Below are 17,559 nucleotides of genomic sequence, written 5' to 3'. Positions count from 1 at the left end.
AGCTTCTTTTTTATACAAGTAACGGTAATTTCATAATAGCTTCTTCAACCGAACGGACAACATGATTTGCTTTCTCCTTCACATACGGATGAGCATGATGGAGGGTGAAGGAGTGCGGGGTTACTTCAAACATAGAAATATCATTGAAAGAATCTCCAATACATGCAACTTCATTTGCTTCAATTTGTAAATGTTCCATTAATCGCTTCAGAGCGCTTCCTTTACTCACACCTCTTGGCATAATGTCAACATATCGCTTACCCGATATAAAGACTTCCGCTTCGCTATGAAATGTATCTCTCAACTCTTGATCTAATGCTACAATTTTTTCTTCTTCGCCAAAAACAAATAATTTCGCAGGATGTACAGTCTTCCCAAATTCCTCTTCTAACTCTTCGATTTCAGCAATATGCACTCCCATATACTCTTCAAAAGTATGGTGATGTTCATTCTTCCTTTTTGTATATCGCTGCTCATTTGCACAAACAATATCTGCTAGTCCCTTTTTATGTATATATCGATATATTTCCTGGGCAACCCCATCTTCAAAACTCGATTCATGAAATACTTTTCCATCCGGTAGTATCATTGTCGCTCCATTTAAACTAGTTGTGTAATACGGGAACGAAAACCTTTTTACCGCCTCATCAATTCGGTGAGTAAAACGACCAGAGGCAAAACAAATATTTGTCCCGTTTTCAGCTAGCCAACAAAGCGCTCGTTCATCTTCTTTTTGCATATCATTCATATTGTAAACGAGTGTATCATCTAAATCACTTACAAATAGTTTAATCATGTCCTCTTCCCCTTCCATACACAATATCTACTCTAATTGTACAAAAAAAATGTTTGATTTTTGTTAAAAAAACAATAAATTTTCAATAAAAAATAAGCGGAGCATAATCCCGCTTATTTTTGTCTTCGCACATTTTGAGGTCTTACAATACTTGGACGAACCTTTAAACTAGACATAGTTGGACGAAGTAAAATTTTCGTTAACGCGCCCCAATCAAACGGTAAAAACGGCCATAAATACGGTGTTTGCAAACTTCTTATAGATGTTAAAAACAGAATCAACATCGTCATTCCAATGACAAATCCCATTTCATGAAATATGCCTGTTAAAATAATGACAAACAATTTTCCGACCTTATTTCCAAGTCCAAGTTCATAACTCGGCGTTGCAAATGACCCAATCATAGAAACGGCTACGTATAAAATAACTTCTGGTACAAACAAACCTACATCAATTGCAATTTGACCAATTAATATGGCAGAAATTAATCCTGCTGCCGACGACAATGATGTCGGTGTATGAATGGCGGCCATTCTTAAAAATTCGAGTCCGACTTCCGCCATCAAAATTTGTAATAAAATCGGTAAATGCGTCATCTTATTTGGTCCAATGAAAGCAAGGCTTTCCGGTAAAAGAGTCGGATCAAAAACAAAAACTAGCCAAAATGGCAGTAAAAATAGCGAAAATATAACACCTAAAAAACGTACCCAACGTAAAAATGTACCTACAGCTGGATTTTGTCTAAACTCTTCTGCATGCTGTAAATGGTGAAAATATGTTGTTGGAGTGATCATAGCACTTGGTGATGTATCAACGAGTACTAACACATGTCCTTCTAACAGATGATTTGCTGCTACATCTGGTCTCTCTGTGTATCGGATAAGCGGGAATGGATTATAACCTTGTTTCACTACAAATTCTTCTACCGTTTTATCCGCCATCGTAATCCCATCTACTTCAATATTATTTAATTCTTGTTTTATAATCTTAACTAAATCCGGATTTGCAACATCTTGTACATATGTAATACAAATATCCGTTTGCGATCTATCCCCTACTCGAATCATTTCATTTCGAAGACGTGGATCGCGTATTCTTCTACGAATTAACGCTGTATTTACAACGATATTTTCAACAAATCCATCCCTTGCACCACGCACTACCTTTTCTGTATCTGGTTCTGTGGGTGTCCGGCCCGGATAACTACGAACATCTATTGCGAACGCTTCAGTTTCACCTTCCACAAATATAACAATGAGTCCTGATAATACTTGGAGCATTACATCATCCATCGTTTTTACTTTACTTACTTGTTGATGAATTAAACGATTCTCTAAAAGCTTTACTGTATCTTCTTCTACATCCCTTATTTCATTTGTATCCACCGCTTCTTCTAAAATAGGGATAATATAATTCGTATCACAAAGTCCATTTACAAATAACACACCAATTTCTTTATTTAAAATTTGAAATTTACGAATGCCAACATCGTATGTAACACCAAGCCCAACTGTTTGCTTTAAATAATTTTCATTATCACTTAAAAAAGATGAAATCGGGATATTCACTTTTTTAGGCTTCGTCATAAAAGCCACTCCTTTCCAAAATTAATTGAATCGCTTTTCTAGTAATAGGTGATCCTCTCTCCCATTCATCATTTCCGCACATCTTGCCAATATCACCGACCCCCACTATGACAGGAACATTCAGACCATCTAAACAATAAATCGTATCCCCACTAATCCTGCCAATTTCACCATCTGGGAGTCCAAATTTATCAACGCCATATTCTGTCAAATTCCCATTCCGATCTACACTTACATCTACACGCGCCCATTCCCAATGATGTGTATTAGATGCTACTGCTAAAATACCGAGTACATCAACTTGTTTATGTGTTGCGACATACTTTAACGCCTTTTCACCAGATCCTTCTCCTATAAATCCGCTGTCATCAAACATGACAAATACAGGGTCATATGGCGTTTGCATAATAAGCTCAACAACTTTCTTCCCTGTCAATTTGGTCGGATTACTTTGCGATGCTGAAATACACCTCCCCCCAAATTCCTTTGTTAACAGCTCAATTGTCCGCTTTGCATATTCATCTCCATCTGTGACCAAAACAACCCTTCGTCTCATTTGATTTATCCTTTCGGTTTACATATAAGTGCAACAAAAAATGAAAATAATATCGCTGCTGAAATCCCCGCAGACGTTAAGCTAAACATGCCGATTCCAATTCCTAAATATCCATGTTTTTCTGCTGCATGCATTGCCCCGTGCAATAGTGAGTGTCCAAAACTTGTAATAGGGACTGTTGCCCCAGCACCTGCAAATTTTATGAGCTGATCGTACAATCCGAATCCGTCTAAAATAGCTCCGGCGACTACAAAAGTTGCCATTAAATGTGCCGGTGTTAACTTTGCGAAATCTAGCAACACTTGTCCAATTACACAAATAGCTCCTCCTACAAGAAATGCATATATAAAATCCACAATTCACTCTCCTTTAACGCTTTCAAACACAACACCATGCGCAATCGTTGGAATCGTTTCCTTCTGTTGCATCATCATGGGGCTTAATAGAGCTCCAGTTGCAACAACAAAAATTCTTTGTAAATTCCCTTTTTGCATTTCACGCAATAAATGGCCGTATGTTACAACAGCTGAACAAGCACAACCACTGCCCCCTGCAAACACTTCTTCTTGATTTGAATTGTAAATCATTAATCCACAATCATTGTATACATTCCCCAAATCATACCCTTCCTCAAGTAAAAGTTGTTTCGCAATTGGTGTCCCAACAGCCGATAAATCACCAGTAACAATAAGATCATAATCAGCTGCACTTCTTCTCAAATCTTCAAAATGTTGTTGAATTGTATGAGCAGCAGCTGGTGCCATCGCTGATCCCATATCTAAAGGATTAGCAATTCCTAAATCTTGCACTTTACCAATTGTTGCTGCTGTTATTTTAATTGCACTCTCCTCATTGCTAATTAATATTGACCCTGCTCCGGTAACAGTTGAGTTTGCTGTCCCTGGCTTTTGTCCTCCGTATTCTGTTGGGGAACGAAATTGTCTTTCAGCCGTCGCATTATGACTACTTACTGTAGCTAAAATACGATTCGCAAATCCACCATCTATAAAAGCTGATCCAATCGCCAAAGTTTCCATTGACGTCGCACAAGCGCTGAACATCCCTAAAAAAGGAATACCATACTCACGAGCAACATAATTTGCTGTCACTGTTTGGTTTAATAAATCTCCCGCTAAAAAGAAATCAATTTGCGATTTTTTTATATTCCCTTTTTGCATCGCTTGTTGAATTGAGTCTGACATTAACCTTCGTTCAGCAAGTTCCCAGTTTTCCTCTCCGCAATGTAAGTCAGAATATGAAATATCAAAATCCTTTCCAAGAGGGCCTTCAGCTTCTTTCGGACCGACAGCAGTACCAGTTGCATTCACGAAGATATCATTTTGAAATACCCACGTTTGTTTTCCTGTCAATCTCATACCCACCCCTCCTTTAAGACATTAAAATTTGAAATGTATATCTTATTAACCCAATAATGTATGCACCGACGACTCCAAATACAATGACACTTCCTGCAAGCTTAAACATGTTAGTAGCGATTCCTAGAACAATCCCTTCACTCCTATGCTCTAGTGCGGCACTCGCCATAGAATTCGCAAACCCAGTAACTGGTACAGCTGATCCCGCTCCAGAAAACTGCCCGATTTTATCATATACACCACACCCTGTTAAAATCGCCGACAATAAAACAAGCGTTGCAACTGTCGGATTTCCCGCCTCTTGTTCACTAAAGTGAAAATAATGTATATAAAATTTCATCAATATTTCTCCGACTGTACAAATGAGTCCACCAACAAGAAATGCCTTCACACAATTTATGAAATAGTTCGATTTTGGATGGTACTCCTTCACTTTATTTATGTAATCGTCCTTCAATTTTCGCCCTGCCATATATATTGCCTCCTACTTTACGAAATAAATCCAGTGAAACAACGAGCCTATTACTTTCCCAAGTACAAGAGCAACGAGTAAAACAATAATTTTCTCCTCTACCCTTACTCGTTTCGCTAAAATAGGTAAAACGTTTAACACTTCCGTTAACGCCGCAGCGAGCATTCCAATGAATGTGCCACAAAATATCCCTAATATAACAAGCCAATATTGTGACGTTTGAAATGTAATATTTTTCAAACTACACCAAGCCCCTGTTAAAGTACCTGCAATGACCGCCCACTCAAAGTATTGAATATGCTTTCCACTTCTCGTTAATTGAGCTAAACGAGGGATTATACCAAGTACAGCTAAAAACGCGACATATCCGCTACCTACTGCAATCCCTCCAGCTAAGCCAATTAATACAACAAATGCACACTCAATCATCAGCAATCTGTTTCATATTATCCTTGTTTTCATGAACAATTACATATTGATCAAGCGACTGCTGATATTGAAACATCTCAACTTCTAACGGGCTCGGCTCTTCATTAATTCTCTTTTGAAATACATGATTAAAAAATAAGACCATACCTAATCCAAGACCTAATGAATAAGGAATTTGAAATAAAAGTGGTTGCGCCTTAAATTCTCCAGTAATCATGTAATATAACCGTTGGTGTACTTGTTGCATACTTACATCTTCATGGAAATAAATGATTGCAAGGGCCGCTCCAATGAAAAGTAACAACCATACAAGTCCGAAGAAAACCGGATGCACTTTCTTTTTTTCGTATATAATTTCAACAAGAGTTTGTCCAGAACCAAGTAAATTAATTTGTATGTGAGCCGCTTTTTGCCTAATAATCTCAATCACTTTCATAACATCAATTACAACATGTGTTTTATCATGCGCTGTTATTTTGTAGACTATTTCATTTTGTAACAACTCAACTACAAAAGAATCTCCGGCAAGTTGAGCAACATCGCTCAGCTTTACTTCATACGTAGGAGACACTTTTAAGCGATTGCGCATTTTAATATAAATCGTTTGTTCCAATTTTCATTCACCCCTTCACTCTTCCTCGTAGTTGTAGTATGGTTATTGGAATTTTTTCTAATACAATTTTTTCATAAAAAAAACATCTGTACCATTTCGGTACAGATGTTTTTAGCTTATGCCTTTTTCTTAAATAAATTTGCAATACTTAATGCAAGTCCTCCCCAAATGACTACCATACCTATAACCATCATCATAATCGCTGATCCACTCATCATGAAACACCTCGGTCCTTCCATTCTTTTTCAAGCTGGACAGAGTCTGAATGTATTTGTGCATTCCATTTCTTCAGACTAATGACTAGTGCAACTATAAGAAACGCTGCCGCTATCGACCAACCATACGTTACAACAAACTCTGTTGGATAACCTCCGTAGTTCTTTTTAATGTTTTGGATTGTACCATCAATTAACATATACCCTAACATAAGTGGAGTAATAACGAGTAAACTCACTCTCCAAAACGTTCCTAACTTTATATCAGATACAAAGTTTGCATGATTTTGATAAACTGGTAAACGGCGCAAGATTAGTCCTATTGTAACTACTTCCACGAGTGCAATTGTAATCAATCCAAAATTGTTAGCGAAGTAATCAACAACATCTAGGAACATAAGTCCACCACGTGTTGCAAAAACAAGAGAAACTAATACTAATAGCGTTCCCATAATTCCAATCGTCTTTTGACGACTCAAACTGAATTTTTCAGAAACAGCGGCAAAGCATACTTCTGCAAGTGAAATGAGTGATGTAATTCCAGCAACAGTTAGAGATAAGAAGAATAATACACCAAATAACGGCGACATCGGTAACTCATTAATAATTTGCGGGAATACTACAAATGCAAGTCCTACACCAGCACTAGCTACTTTATCAACCGGTACCCCCATGTTATTCGCCATAAATCCAAGAGCTGCAAAGACACCAATACCTGCCAATAATTCAAATCCTGAATTTGCAAATCCTGTAATAAAAGCATTATTTGTTGTATCTGAGTTTTTCGGTAAATAACTAGAATACGTAATCATAATTCCGAATGCTAAAGATAAACTAAAGAAAATTTGACCGTAAGCAGCAAGCCATACTTTCCCATCAAAAATACGACTCCAATCTGGTTTAAAGAATGCATCTAGCCCCTGCATCGCACCTTCCATCGTCACTGCACGAACAACGATAATAAGGAACATAACAACTAGTAAAGGAATAAAAATGCGGTTAACAACTTCGATTCCTTTTTTAACTCCTTTAAACGCAACACCAAGCACAATAATCCAAACGAGAGCTAACGGAATTAATACTTCTGGTACGAGCCCCCCGAATTGTCCTGGCTTATCTGCAACATGTAAATATTCTTTAAATAAAAATGATTGCGTGTCTTTCCCCCATGCTCCAGTAATTGCAAAGTACGTATACGAAATAGACCAAGCAATGATTACAGCGTAATATGTTGAAACAATAAATGTCACACACATTTGCCACCATCCAATAAATTCAGCACGTCGATGAATACGGAAGAATGTAAGTGGCGCCGAACCACGATGACGATGCCCAAGAGCAAACTCGAAAGCTAACAATGAAATACCAGTCGTTAATAATGCAAATAAGTACGGTAAAAAGAATGCGCCTCCCCCGTTTTCATACGCTGTATAAGGAAAACGCCATATATTCCCTAGTCCAACAGCGGAACCGATTGCTGCAAAAATAAATCCAGCCCTAGTTCCCCATTGTTGCCTCGTTTCCATGTTTCCTTCCCCCTTTGTGACAAGTTCATACTTGGATTATAGTTTAAATTAACTAAATTATCAATAAATTCTGTTAATTTTTTATCGATAGTTGGAATCTTCTCCTTTTCGTGACAATAAAAAAAATCGAATAGATAGCTATTCATCTATTCGATCTTTCATCTGCTTTAATATTTTCTTTTCAAGTCTTGAAACTTGTACTTGCGAAATGCCTATGCGCTCCGCTACTTCTGATTGGGTTTGGTCTTTATAATAGCGCAAATACACAATTAGCCTTTCTCGTTCATCCAATTCTCTAATTGCTTCTTTTAAAGCAATTTTATCAAACCATTTCGTTTCCGATTGATCTGCAATTTGATCTAAAATAGTAATTGGATCTCCATCGTTTTCATACACAGTTTCATGTATCGACGAAGGAGGACGACTCGCTTCTTGCGCCAGAACAACTTCCTCCGGCGTTAGTTCAAGAGCCTGTGCTACCTCATTAATCGTTGGAGCCCTTCCAAATTCTTTCGAAAGCTCGTCTCTCATCTTTCGGACTTTGTTTCCTGTTTCTTTTAAAGATCTACTTACTTTCACTGATCCATCGTCACGTAAAAATCGTTGTATTTCACCGATAATCATTGGAACTGCATATGTTGAAAATTTCACGTCGAAAGATAAATCAAATTTATCTACCGATTTTAAGAGTCCAATACATCCAATTTGAAATAAATCGTCTGGTTCGTATCCTCGATTAAGAAATCGCTGTACAACCGACCATACGAGACGCATATTACTTTGAACGATTGTATCTCTCGCTTGTTGATCTCCATCTTGACTTTTTTGAATTAACGCTTTTAGCTCGTGGTCCTTTAACTGAGGTTTCTTCTTCTCATTTCTGACCTCTATGTCCATTGGCTATTCTCCTTAATTGCATAGAGCGTTACTATTTGATAAGTATTTTGTCAAATGGATTGTTGTCCCGAAAGATTCGTTTGAAATAACTTCTACTTCATCCATAAAATTTTCCATGATAGTAAATCCCATTCCGGAACGCTCTAATTCAGGTTTAGTTGTAAAAAGGGGTTGTCTTGCTTCATCTAAGTTAAAGATACCAATCCCTTCATCTCGAATCGTGAGTTTCACCATCGCTTCTTCCAAAATCACTGAAATATAAACAACACCTTCTGCATTTCCTTCATACCCATGAATAATTGCATTTGTAACCGCTTCTGACACAACTGTTTTAATCTCTGTTAGTTCTTCCATCGTCGGGTCTAATTGCGCAATAAAAGCAGCTACCGTAACACGAGCGAATGATTCATTCTGACTTAACGCTGAAAATTGAAGGTTCATTTCATTTCTCATCTACGCCACCCCCAACGTCGCGAGCGCATGCGCTTCACTTTCTTCTAAACGAACAATTTTGAATAGACCTGACATTTCAAATAAACGTTTAACGGGCGGTGAAATTGCACAGACAACCATCTCTCCACCTAATCCCTTTACATGTTTATATCGGCCTAATATAACGCCTAAACCAGAACTATCCATAAATGTTAAGTTCTCTAGGCTCAAAACAATATGATGAACACCATGTGTCTCAATCATATCTGTGACTTTCGTTCGCAACTCTTCAGCAGTATGATGATCTAACTCGCCCTCTAGCCTCACACATAAGACGTCACGTTTTACTTCTAAATGCATGGAAAGACTCACACGATTTCCTCCTTATGCTCAAACTTTACTCATTAACATAAGATTTTCGTGATATAAAATCAGAATCCTTCCTACTGACAAAAGAAGAACTATTTCGTCATAAAGTGAAACCTTTCAGCAATTATTTCAGTAAATACGAACAGAAAAACATCAAAATTCCCGCCGCTATTTTGATGTTGAAAACATCCCAAAACTTCTTTTAAATAACTCCCACCAGCTCGCTGCCTCAACATCTTCTTTCGCTACAATTGTTTGTTTTAATAAAACATCTTTATCTCTTTTAATAACAAGTGTGCCAAGTGCATCACCTTTTTTAATCGGTGCCTTCACTTTCTTTTCAGCAATCACTTCTTGTTTAACTTTGTCCATATTTTCGCCCTTCTTCATAAGAAGAGACACATTGTCTGACGCAACTAAATCTACTTTTTCTTCCTTACCTTTCCCTACTTGTACAGTCTTAATTTTCTCACCACGTGTATATAATTTCTTTGTCATGTATTGTCCAAATGCATAATCAAGAAGCTTCGTTACTTGATTGTTGCGCTCTTTTGATGTAGGTGCTCCCATTACAACTGAAATAACACGCATACCATTTTTCTCAGCCGATGCCGTTAAACAATATTTTGCTTCTGTCGTAAAGCCTGTTTTCACTCCATCTACTCCAGGATAAAAACGTACTAGCTTATTCGTATTAACAAGCCAAAACTTCTTATCCGTATTTTCACGTAAATAGTCTTCATATTTACCTGTGTATTTTCGAATAAGTGGATACTTCATCAACTCTTTCGCCATAATAGCCATATCATTCGCTGTGGAATAATGATCTTTGGCCGGGAGACCTGTTGGATTTTGAAAATGGGTATTTTTCAGTCCTAGATCTTTCGCTTTTTTGTTCATCATATTTACGAATCCTTCTTCCGAACCAGCGATATGCTCGGCTACTGCAACAGATGCATCATTTCCAGATGCAATGGCAATGCCCTTTAGCATTTCATTTACGGTCATCTCTTCCCCAGGTTCTAAAAAGATTTGTGATCCACCCATTGAAGCTGCGTGTTCACTCGCTCTAACTTTATCGGTCAGTTTTAGTTTTCCTTTTTCAACTTGTTCCATAATTAATAGCATTGTCATAATCTTTGTCATACTAGCTGGTGGCAACTTTTCATTCGGATTTTTATCAAATAAAACTTTACCTGTATCTTGCTCAATTACGATTGCTGACGACGCTTGTTCCGCTAACTTCGGCGCTGTTTCTTCTGTTTTCTCCTGCTTCGTCTTCTCAGATTGTGCGAAACTAACTGAAGTACCAGAAAGCAATAACATGAAACAAACAAGTATTCCAAAAACTCGCTTCATGACTAACCCTCCATTCTATATCAGACCTATTTTTTCCAATTTATTATTTTTTAATACCATATTTTTCTAATATTTTCAGTTGACAAATACATTCATCACCTATATTGTATTAAGTGTATTACACACAGTAGTACACTTAATACACGCCAGAAAGGAGACATTGCTCTTGCATATTCAACTTGATCCAAGAAGCAACACTCCGATATGGGAACAAATTGTTCAAAATATAAAAGAACTCGTATTGAAGAACATGTTAGCTCCAAGTGACAAACTACCTTCTGTACGCGAACTCGCTTCTTTACTCGTTATAAATCCAAACACAGTGAGTAAAGCCTACCAAGAGTTAGAGCGACAAGGGATTATTGAAACATTACGAGGAAAAGGAACATTTGTATCCCAATCGATTACCCCAACATTAGACGAAAGGAAAATCGCTATGGTTGAAAAGCAATTTCATCAATTACTATTAGAAGCCTCTTATCTTGGTGTTACGAAAGATAAAATTCATGATTGGATAGATTCATACTACAAAGAGATTGGAGGAAATGCGGATGCTGAAAGTGACAAGCTTGAAGAAAAAAATTGATAATCAAACGATTTTAGATGATGTTTCTTTCACATTACAAAGAGGAAGTATCATCGGATTACTCGGAAGAAACGGTGCGGGGAAAACAACTTTATTACGAACGATGGTCGGTATTTTAGACCCTGATGCCGGGACTGTTACATATGAAGATACAAACATTCATCGGTGTCCTGAAATAAAGCAAAAAATTGTATATGTCCCTGATTCTACTAACATACTGAACGGATATACGGTAAAAGAAATTGTAAAGTTTTATAAAGAAGTTTATACCGCATTTGATGAAGCGTATTTCTATGAACTGTTAGAACGTTTTAATTTACCAAACAAACGAATTCGTAGCTATTCAAAAGGAATGAAAGCACTGCTTGCCATCATTTTAGCCGTTTCTACAAAAGCAGAATATATCATTTTAGATGAACCGACAAACGGACTCGATCCTATCGTTAAACGGCAGATCCTCCAATTTCTCGTTGGAGAAGTTGCAGATAAGGAGATTACCATTTTCATCTCAACTCACCATTTAGATGAAGTGGAACAAATTGCAGATACAATTATTATATTAAAAGGTCATACCGTGGCATCTATTACATCACTTGATGATGCAAAATCACGATTTGCAAAAATACAAGTAGCTTACGAACGGTCATTACCTCAAAAACTAGAAAACTTAAGCAATATTAAAATATTAAATCAAACAGGAAAAGTATTTACAATCTTAATTGAGGGAAATGTAGCTACAACACTGGAGAAGTTTTATAAAGAACAACCTATACTCATTGAAGAATTAACAATGTCACTTGAAGATGTCTTCGTTACGACACTGGAGGAGGATGGGTATGTTTCATAAGGCGTTGTGGATGTGGAATTGGAAACGCGGGAAATATGCTGTGTTACTATTCTTCTTTAGTTCGCTTTACTTGTTACCTTTTGGCTACTATAGAAGTGCTCAGAGACAACTTGATGTGTATTACGAATTACAAGAAAAAGGGAAACATTATTATTATTTTTATACCTTTTCTTCAGGAGAAAGTAATAGTTTTTGGTTAACTATTCTTATCATTGCTTTAGCCTGCTTATTAATAGGATGGGAACGTAGCAACCAATCTAATACACTACTTATGACAATGCCATTTAAAAGAAAAGATGTTTTCTTATCTAAATGGACTTTCGGTTCCTTTTGTATTGTGATCTCGTTACTTGTAAATTGGATTCTTATGTATGTTATTTATAGAACAACTATTCATTTTGATTATCAATCATTTAGTCCATTTCACCGATACTTTCTTTATGCAATTGTTTCTTATATCGCAGTCTATACAGCTGCACTATGCATCGGTACTTTTACTGGCAGTGTTGTTTCACAGATTGTTTTTTGTATTCCGTGGTTACTAGCAGGGGTTACATTTATTACATTACTATACACTTTTACAACAAACCATTTGTACGCTGCAGATATTAAAAATGAAAACTTATATCGACAACTTTATGAAATCAATCAAAAAACAAATATAGTTGCACCAATTAATCACTTTTCTATCAATTATTACTATGATCCGGAATCCCGTAAGATCGAGAACAATCCAACTGCTTTAAGAGATCCAGCATCTCATATATATTATTCAGCCAAGTCAATGTTAGTCCCTATTTTCTATACGATATTTTATTTACTACTTGGGACATATTTATATACACGATCGCCAAATGAAAACGGTCAAAAGATATTTATTTTCCAAAAGCATTTAAAAATATGGATATGGGGGACAACCATTTACTTTGCATTACTAGGCGGCTATAAAATAAACAATTTTAATTTCTTACCTAGCTACTATATCGGTTTGTTTCTAACTGGAATCATTACTTATGTTATATTATCACGCCTAACAAATTATAAAGTTTTTTAAAGGAGAGATCCTATGTTTCAAAAAGCACTGTGGCTAAGAACGTATCAACAAAGTAAATATGTTGTATGGTTATTTTGGCTCGTCAGCTTCTATACTTTTTCATATAAATACTACATGACTTCTATTCAAGAGCAACAATTTCTAAATGACATTAAAAAGTGGAACTATGTATATCATTACCACTTTGATTTAACACTTCTAGATCCTGTCATGCTGTTAGGTAGCGTACTGATCGTCCTAGCTTGTACGTTAATTGGATGGGAAAGACAAAATAACGCTAGCGACTTGTTATGGTCTATGCCATTTAAACGTTCACACCTCTATATAACAAAGTGGTTGTTTGGAGTCTGTAATATTGCCGCTGTTGTCATTTTAAACTGGGGGCTATTTGCTATTATGAAAAAGGTAACTTTTCATAATAAATATCAAGTATTTTCCCCTTTTCATAGTTATTTTATATACATGTTAATTGTATTAATCACTATTTATACACTTACCTTATGTGTAGGTACAATTGCAGGGAATATTATATCGCAAGGATTTCTCACTGCAGTTATATTAATCTTCCCTGCTTTACTTCCATCACTTATCTCAGGAGTCATCGCTGTTCACTCAAACACTGAATTTCATGAGGACACTGGCCTTATACATGATGTGATGAAAAGCATACGTATTTCTAGTCCAGCAGAAGATTTTACTATTAACTTTAATTATGATCCACAAAGCGCTTATACCGATCAAAATGGAGTACGTCATAACGAACCAAACTTTACAAAGATTCCACCGGCAAAAACATTGATTGGACCTATCGCACATATCATTATTTTATTACCACTCGGTATATATTTATATGCCCGTTCAGTCAATGAGCGAAATGGTAACTACTTATTATATCCGAAACTACAAAAAGTAGTTATGGGTTGTGCGATTTTCTTTGGTGGAATCGTTGGAGGTTTAATGCTGAGTCGTGCGCAGTCATTGTCCAGCTTTTACATCGGATTTTTAGTGACTAGTTTCATTATGTATTTCTTCCTACCTAAAATATTAAAATGGAAAGTCTCTTGGAATTTTAAATAAAATAACCTCCTTCAAAAGGAGGTTATTTCACATTCTCTCTCCTATCCCCATACACCCTCTCTTCTTTCATCCCAAATCCATCACCGTTTTTCACAATTTGCTCTGTCGGCGCGACTACACTTTCAGCAATTTTCCATTCGCCGCGCTCTTTCACAAATACTTGCAGAAAATAGTTCATACCATTTAATTGATAAGCATTTTCTTTTTTCACATTATAGTGCACCGCAATGTAGTGCACTTGAATATTTTCTTTCCCTGCTTTTGATACGTATTGCGATAATCTTGGAATGTACATTGATGCTTTCTTAAATGGTAATTGCTTCGCTTTAACGAGCGATGAACTTGTTACATTACGCAAAGTGTCCTGATTACGAACATTATCACTATGATGAAATAATACTGCGTTTTGCATAGAACGAACCCATAATTTCGAATACAGGACAGTATTATCGTTTTCAATGTACTTCACTTCTTTTTGCACCACTTGGATAGGGGTATCAGCGTACATGAATGTATGAAAGCAGAAAAAACTTCCAAGTAAAATGGTAAGTGCAGCAATATATTTCATAATCTTTCCTCCAATCTGTTTAATTAAAGTATCGGAGTTTCAAAATATTTTTATTCAAAAGAAAAAGGATAGGAAAGCTCTCGCTTCCTATCCTCATTTATTATAATACGCGGCCAAATAGTTCTAAAACCATTTCTATCTCTTGGTCGCTCCAACCTTTAAATTTCTCTTTATAATATTCTTTACGCACAGCTTCAAGCTTTTCAGTTACTTCTCGTCCGTTTTCAGTAATTTCTAAGTATACGATACGACGGTCCGAATTTGAACGTTTTCTTTCAACAAACCCTTTTCGCACGAGACGATCTGTTACAGCTGTAATATGACTGGAGGTTACGTTTACTTCACTCGCAATTTGCGAAGCCATCTGTGGACTTTTTAAAAATAACGCACGTAATACAGAGAATTCATTATATGGCATATGCTCTGAAAAACGTGTATTAATATCATTTTGTAATAAACGTATCATCTTTCGAAATGATGCAGATAAATCTAAAATCAGTGTTTCTCTATTTTCGTTCACTAGCCTCGTCCCTTTTTTATCATATTTACACATATTATAATCTATAAATACCTATATTGTATATGCTTTCTTCCCTCAACATTCTCATTTATGTAACTTTTTTCATAAGATTTTCTTTTTTGTTCACACATATACATATAAAAAAGGATGGTGAGCATAAATGCAAAGTGGAATGAATCCGTATTTACATAATATCCGTACGACAAATACTGGTAAAGAAGCTACTATTACTGTACAAGGAGAAGGCATTATAAAGGCAAAACCAAATGTTGTCATATTAACACTGGGCATTCGAACAGATAGTAAAAATGTAAAACAGGCGCAAGAAGAAAATGCAGTGCAATCGAAACAATTGCTTGATGCACTCAAACAGCTAGGTATTGCCGATAAAGATATAGAAACCATTTCTTATACAATTACTCCTCAATACGAATATGTAAATGATAAAGCATTACTACAAGGCTACCGTGTGGAGCATTTGTATGAAATTACCGTTTTAAATGTGCAAAAAGCAGGGGAAGTATATGATATAGCCGTTACAAATGGGGCAAACGTAGCAAAAGGCTTACGTTTTCGAATATCTCATCCAAATAAATATTATGAGCAAGCTCTCATTCAAGCTCTGCAACAAGCAGTAGACAAAGCTCGTACAATTGCGAGTACCTACAATTTAAATATTAATCCTGTTCCCCTCTCACTCGTTGAAGAATCTGCCCAATTACCACGGGAGATCGCATCATATGCTACTTTGCATGCGCAAGCAGCTCCGCCCATTCAATCAGGAGAACTAGAAATCATTTCATCTATCCGGGCAATTTTTACGTATTTATAAATAAACTCATTTATAAGTAACCGTTATCATTTTCGTTGTTGTAAAAACATGATGTTCTGATATAATAAAGGACGGTGAGCTCTTACATAAGAGATATCACGGGTGGGAGAGGGATATGAAAAAGAAGGTTTAACATGAAAGGAATACTTGAAAGAACATTTAAATTAGACTTACACCAAACATCACCAAAACAAGAAGTTTTAGCTGGAGTCACGTCATTTTTCACAATTGTTTATATTATGATTGTAAATGCGTCAATCTTATCAGATGCCGGCATTCCTCTTGAGGCAGGAATTTTGGCAACTGTTTTTAGTTCATTTGTCGGATGTCTACTCATGGCATTTTGGGCAAATGCACCTGCTATTCTTGTCCCTGGTATGGGTGTAAATGCATTCTTCACGTACACTGCTGTGCATACGCTCGGTTTAACTTGGCAAGAAGCATTGGCAGCTGTTTTTATCGCCGGTATTATTTTTGCAATTGCTGCTTTTACACCGATTGCTCGCGTGCTTTCGGTATCGATTCCAAAGTCATTAAAGGAAGCGATCACTGTCGGTATCGGGTTGTTTTTAGCTTTCATCGGCTTGCAAAAAGGTGGTTTAGTCGTTTCGCATCCTAATACTGCTGTTGCAATGGGAAAATTAAGTAGTCCTGTCGTTCTTGCCACACTACTTACTCTTATTGTCGCACTTGTACTATTTGCGCGTAACGTACGTGGAAGCTTTTTATGGACGATTGCAATTGGAACTGGTATTGCATGGCTGTTTGGTCTTGTTGATACGAGTCAAATGGGAAATAGTTCGTTTTCATTCGCTAATTATGGCGATGTGTTTGGAGCTATGTCATTTGGGAAACTTTCTTCCTTGCCATTTTGGATTGCAACATTCTCCTTAAGCATGGTGCTTATTTTTGAGAACATGGGACTTTTACATGGTTTATTAGAAGATGATCGTAAATTCCCACGTGCTTACCAAGCAAATGCAATTTCAGCAATGACATGTGGTCTATTTGGCACAAGCCCTACCGTTTCAACAGTAGAGAGTGCCGCAGGTATTACTGCAGGCGGAAAGACAGGTCTGACGTCTATCGTTACAGGGTTGTTATTCTTCGCATCACTGTTTGCGCTTCCGTTTGTCAAAATAATTCCTGACAGCGCCATTGCACCAATCTTAATTATTATTGGCGGTCTGATGATTACAAGCATTCAACAAATTCCTCTGAACGACTTTTCAGAAGGATTTCCAGCGTTTTTAATTATCGTTATGATCCCGCTCACATATAGTATCGCTGATGGCATTGCGTTCGGATTTATTGCTTATCCTATCTTGAAAGTTGCACTTGGAAAGCGTAAAGAAGTCGCACCGTCCATGTATATTATTACATGCTTATTCTTAGCCATGTTCGTATTACACGCTATTGGCTAAGAAAAAAACACCGAGGAAATCCTCG

At 36.7% G+C, this 17,559-nt stretch carries 22 protein-coding genes; 6 read left to right on the top strand and 16 right to left on the bottom strand.

Annotated features, from left to right (window positions below; translation table 11 throughout):
* Positions 1-10 precede the first annotated feature (10 nt).
* The 14 genes from MR155_RS02380 to dacF form a co-directional block, all read right to left on the bottom strand.
* Positions 11-814 carry a Cof-type HAD-IIB family hydrolase gene (locus MR155_RS02380; RefSeq protein WP_002067045.1) on the bottom strand — a complete coding sequence of 268 codons (804 nt, stop codon included), beginning with the start codon at positions 812-814 and terminating at the stop codon, positions 11-13.
* 95 nt (positions 815-909) lie between these two features.
* The gene (spoVAF, locus tag MR155_RS02375; protein WP_113937141.1) at positions 910-2,382 is read right to left on the bottom strand and encodes a spore germination protein SpoVAF; all 1,473 of its coding nucleotides are present in this window, start codon (positions 2,380-2,382) and stop codon (positions 910-912) included.
* Positions 2,369-2,938: a stage V sporulation protein SpoVABEA gene (gene spoVAEA / locus MR155_RS02370; protein ID WP_002088445.1), complete on the bottom strand. Its 570-nt coding sequence runs from the start codon at positions 2,936-2,938 to the stop codon at positions 2,369-2,371. The genes spoVAF and spoVAEA overlap by 14 nt, the downstream gene beginning before the upstream one ends.
* A gap of 5 nt (positions 2,939-2,943) precedes the next feature.
* Positions 2,944-3,294, bottom strand: a complete 351-nt coding sequence (gene spoVAE / locus MR155_RS02365) for a stage V sporulation protein AE (protein ID WP_113937140.1) — start codon at positions 3,292-3,294, stop codon at positions 2,944-2,946.
* Between the two features lie 3 nt (positions 3,295-3,297).
* Positions 3,298-4,314: a stage V sporulation protein AD gene (spoVAD, locus tag MR155_RS02360; protein ID WP_002088448.1), complete on the bottom strand. Its 1,017-nt coding sequence runs from the start codon at positions 4,312-4,314 to the stop codon at positions 3,298-3,300.
* Between the two features lie 13 nt (positions 4,315-4,327).
* Positions 4,328-4,786: a stage V sporulation protein AC gene (spoVAC, locus tag MR155_RS02355; protein ID WP_113937139.1), complete on the bottom strand. Its 459-nt coding sequence runs from the start codon at positions 4,784-4,786 to the stop codon at positions 4,328-4,330.
* Between the two features lie 12 nt (positions 4,787-4,798).
* A complete protein-coding gene (spoVAB, locus tag MR155_RS02350; RefSeq protein ID WP_016092269.1) occupies positions 4,799-5,215 on the bottom strand; it encodes a stage V sporulation protein SpoVAB in 417 nt (138 codons plus the stop codon).
* Positions 5,208-5,828, bottom strand: coding sequence for a stage V sporulation protein AA (locus MR155_RS02345; protein WP_219303474.1), 621 nt, complete (start codon positions 5,826-5,828; stop codon positions 5,208-5,210). Before MR155_RS02345 ends, spoVAB begins: the two co-directional genes overlap by 8 nt.
* 116 nt (positions 5,829-5,944) lie before the next feature.
* Positions 5,945-6,043, bottom strand: coding sequence for a methionine/alanine import family NSS transporter small subunit (locus MR155_RS02340; protein WP_000016829.1), 99 nt, complete (start codon positions 6,041-6,043; stop codon positions 5,945-5,947).
* Positions 6,043-7,569, bottom strand: coding sequence for a sodium-dependent transporter (locus MR155_RS02335; RefSeq protein ID WP_002014921.1), 1,527 nt, complete (start codon positions 7,567-7,569; stop codon positions 6,043-6,045). Before MR155_RS02335 ends, MR155_RS02340 begins: the two co-directional genes overlap by 1 nt.
* 138 nt (positions 7,570-7,707) lie before the next feature.
* Positions 7,708-8,466 (bottom strand): RNA polymerase sporulation sigma factor SigF, encoded by a 759-nt coding sequence (sigF, locus tag MR155_RS02330; protein WP_002088458.1) that lies wholly within the window; start codon positions 8,464-8,466, stop codon positions 7,708-7,710.
* Between the two features lie 12 nt (positions 8,467-8,478).
* The gene (gene spoIIAB / locus MR155_RS02325; RefSeq protein WP_001243400.1) at positions 8,479-8,919 is read right to left on the bottom strand and encodes an anti-sigma F factor; all 441 of its coding nucleotides are present in this window, start codon (positions 8,917-8,919) and stop codon (positions 8,479-8,481) included.
* The gene (gene spoIIAA, locus MR155_RS02320; protein WP_002088460.1) at positions 8,920-9,270 is read right to left on the bottom strand and encodes an anti-sigma F factor antagonist; all 351 of its coding nucleotides are present in this window, start codon (positions 9,268-9,270) and stop codon (positions 8,920-8,922) included.
* Between the two features lie 165 nt (positions 9,271-9,435).
* Positions 9,436-10,626, bottom strand: a complete 1,191-nt coding sequence (gene dacF, locus MR155_RS02315; RefSeq protein ID WP_002111620.1) for a serine-type D-Ala-D-Ala carboxypeptidase DacF — start codon at positions 10,624-10,626, stop codon at positions 9,436-9,438.
* A 166-nt stretch (positions 10,627-10,792) separates the two neighbouring features.
* Here dacF and MR155_RS02310 point away from each other — a divergent pair, with 166 nt between their 5' ends.
* From MR155_RS02310 to MR155_RS02295, 4 genes are read left to right on the top strand one after another with little or no spacing between them, the layout of a single operon-like run.
* Positions 10,793-11,212, top strand: coding sequence for a GntR family transcriptional regulator (locus MR155_RS02310; RefSeq protein WP_242307774.1), 420 nt, complete (start codon positions 10,793-10,795; stop codon positions 11,210-11,212).
* Positions 11,178-12,059 carry an ABC transporter ATP-binding protein gene (locus MR155_RS02305; RefSeq protein WP_242307771.1) on the top strand — a complete coding sequence of 294 codons (882 nt, stop codon included), beginning with the start codon at positions 11,178-11,180 and terminating at the stop codon, positions 12,057-12,059. Before MR155_RS02310 ends, MR155_RS02305 begins: the two co-directional genes overlap by 35 nt.
* Positions 12,049-13,113: an ABC transporter permease subunit gene (locus tag MR155_RS02300; protein ID WP_098635977.1), complete on the top strand. Its 1,065-nt coding sequence runs from the start codon at positions 12,049-12,051 to the stop codon at positions 13,111-13,113. Before MR155_RS02305 ends, MR155_RS02300 begins: the two co-directional genes overlap by 11 nt.
* 12 nt (positions 13,114-13,125) lie before the next feature.
* Positions 13,126-14,190 carry an ABC-2 transporter permease gene (locus MR155_RS02295; RefSeq protein WP_098635976.1) on the top strand — a complete coding sequence of 355 codons (1,065 nt, stop codon included), beginning with the start codon at positions 13,126-13,128 and terminating at the stop codon, positions 14,188-14,190.
* A gap of 22 nt (positions 14,191-14,212) precedes the next feature.
* On the opposite strand, the gene MR155_RS02290 is transcribed toward MR155_RS02295, so the two are convergent.
* On the bottom strand, positions 14,213-14,758 hold the full coding sequence (locus tag MR155_RS02290) for a hypothetical protein (RefSeq protein ID WP_193662394.1): 546 nt from the start codon (positions 14,756-14,758) through the stop codon (positions 14,213-14,215).
* Positions 14,759-14,858: 100 nt separating this feature from the next.
* Positions 14,859-15,278 (bottom strand): MarR family winged helix-turn-helix transcriptional regulator, encoded by a 420-nt coding sequence (locus tag MR155_RS02285; protein WP_002088468.1) that lies wholly within the window; start codon positions 15,276-15,278, stop codon positions 14,859-14,861.
* Positions 15,279-15,438: 160 nt separating this feature from the next.
* Between MR155_RS02285 and MR155_RS02280 the strand changes: the two genes are divergently transcribed.
* Both MR155_RS02280 and MR155_RS02275 read left to right on the top strand, forming a co-directional pair.
* Positions 15,439-16,110 (top strand): SIMPL domain-containing protein, encoded by a 672-nt coding sequence (locus MR155_RS02280; protein ID WP_002138209.1) that lies wholly within the window; start codon positions 15,439-15,441, stop codon positions 16,108-16,110.
* A 134-nt stretch (positions 16,111-16,244) separates the two neighbouring features.
* A complete protein-coding gene (locus tag MR155_RS02275; protein ID WP_002033892.1) occupies positions 16,245-17,534 on the top strand; it encodes an NCS2 family permease in 1,290 nt (429 codons plus the stop codon).
* Positions 17,535-17,559 lie beyond the last annotated feature (25 nt).

It is taken from the genome of Bacillus cereus group sp. BfR-BA-01331, from assembly GCF_022663915.1.
Classification (GTDB): Bacteria; Bacillota; Bacilli; order Bacillales; family Bacillaceae_G; genus Bacillus_A; species Bacillus_A mycoides.
This window is presented reverse-complemented; position numbering and strand designations above follow the sequence as displayed.

Coding starts and splice junctions, on each gene's coding strand:
- MR155_RS02380 (WP_002067045.1), bottom strand. CDS start 814: ATGGAAGGGGAAGAGGACATGATTAAACTATTTGTAAGTGATTTAGAT.
- spoVAF (WP_113937141.1), bottom strand. CDS start 2,382: ATGACGAAGCCTAAAAAAGTGAATATCCCGATTTCATCTTTTTTAAGT.
- spoVAEA (WP_002088445.1), bottom strand. CDS start 2,938: ATGAGACGAAGGGTTGTTTTGGTCACAGATGGAGATGAATATGCAAAG.
- spoVAD (WP_002088448.1), bottom strand. CDS start 4,314: ATGAGATTGACAGGAAAACAAACGTGGGTATTTCAAAATGATATCTTC.
- spoVAC (WP_113937139.1), bottom strand. CDS start 4,786: ATGGCAGGGCGAAAATTGAAGGACGATTACATAAATAAAGTGAAGGAG.
- spoVAB (WP_016092269.1), bottom strand. CDS start 5,215: ATGATTGAGTGTGCATTTGTTGTATTAATTGGCTTAGCTGGAGGGATT.
- MR155_RS02340 (WP_000016829.1), bottom strand. CDS start 6,043: ATGAGTGGATCAGCGATTATGATGATGGTTATAGGTATGGTAGTCATT.
- MR155_RS02335 (WP_002014921.1), bottom strand. CDS start 7,569: ATGGAAACGAGGCAACAATGGGGAACTAGGGCTGGATTTATTTTTGCA.
- sigF (WP_002088458.1), bottom strand. CDS start 8,466: ATGGACATAGAGGTCAGAAATGAGAAGAAGAAACCTCAGTTAAAGGAC.
- spoIIAB (WP_001243400.1), bottom strand. CDS start 8,919: ATGAGAAATGAAATGAACCTTCAATTTTCAGCGTTAAGTCAGAATGAA.
- dacF (WP_002111620.1), bottom strand. CDS start 10,626: ATGAAGCGAGTTTTTGGAATACTTGTTTGTTTCATGTTATTGCTTTCT.
- MR155_RS02305 (WP_242307771.1), top strand. CDS start 11,178: ATGCTGAAAGTGACAAGCTTGAAGAAAAAAATTGATAATCAAACGATT.
- MR155_RS02300 (WP_098635977.1), top strand. CDS start 12,049: ATGTTTCATAAGGCGTTGTGGATGTGGAATTGGAAACGCGGGAAATAT.
- MR155_RS02295 (WP_098635976.1), top strand. CDS start 13,126: ATGTTTCAAAAAGCACTGTGGCTAAGAACGTATCAACAAAGTAAATAT.
- MR155_RS02290 (WP_193662394.1), bottom strand. CDS start 14,758: ATGAAATATATTGCTGCACTTACCATTTTACTTGGAAGTTTTTTCTGC.
- MR155_RS02280 (WP_002138209.1), top strand. CDS start 15,439: ATGCAAAGTGGAATGAATCCGTATTTACATAATATCCGTACGACAAAT.
- MR155_RS02275 (WP_002033892.1), top strand. CDS start 16,245: ATGAAAGGAATACTTGAAAGAACATTTAAATTAGACTTACACCAAACA.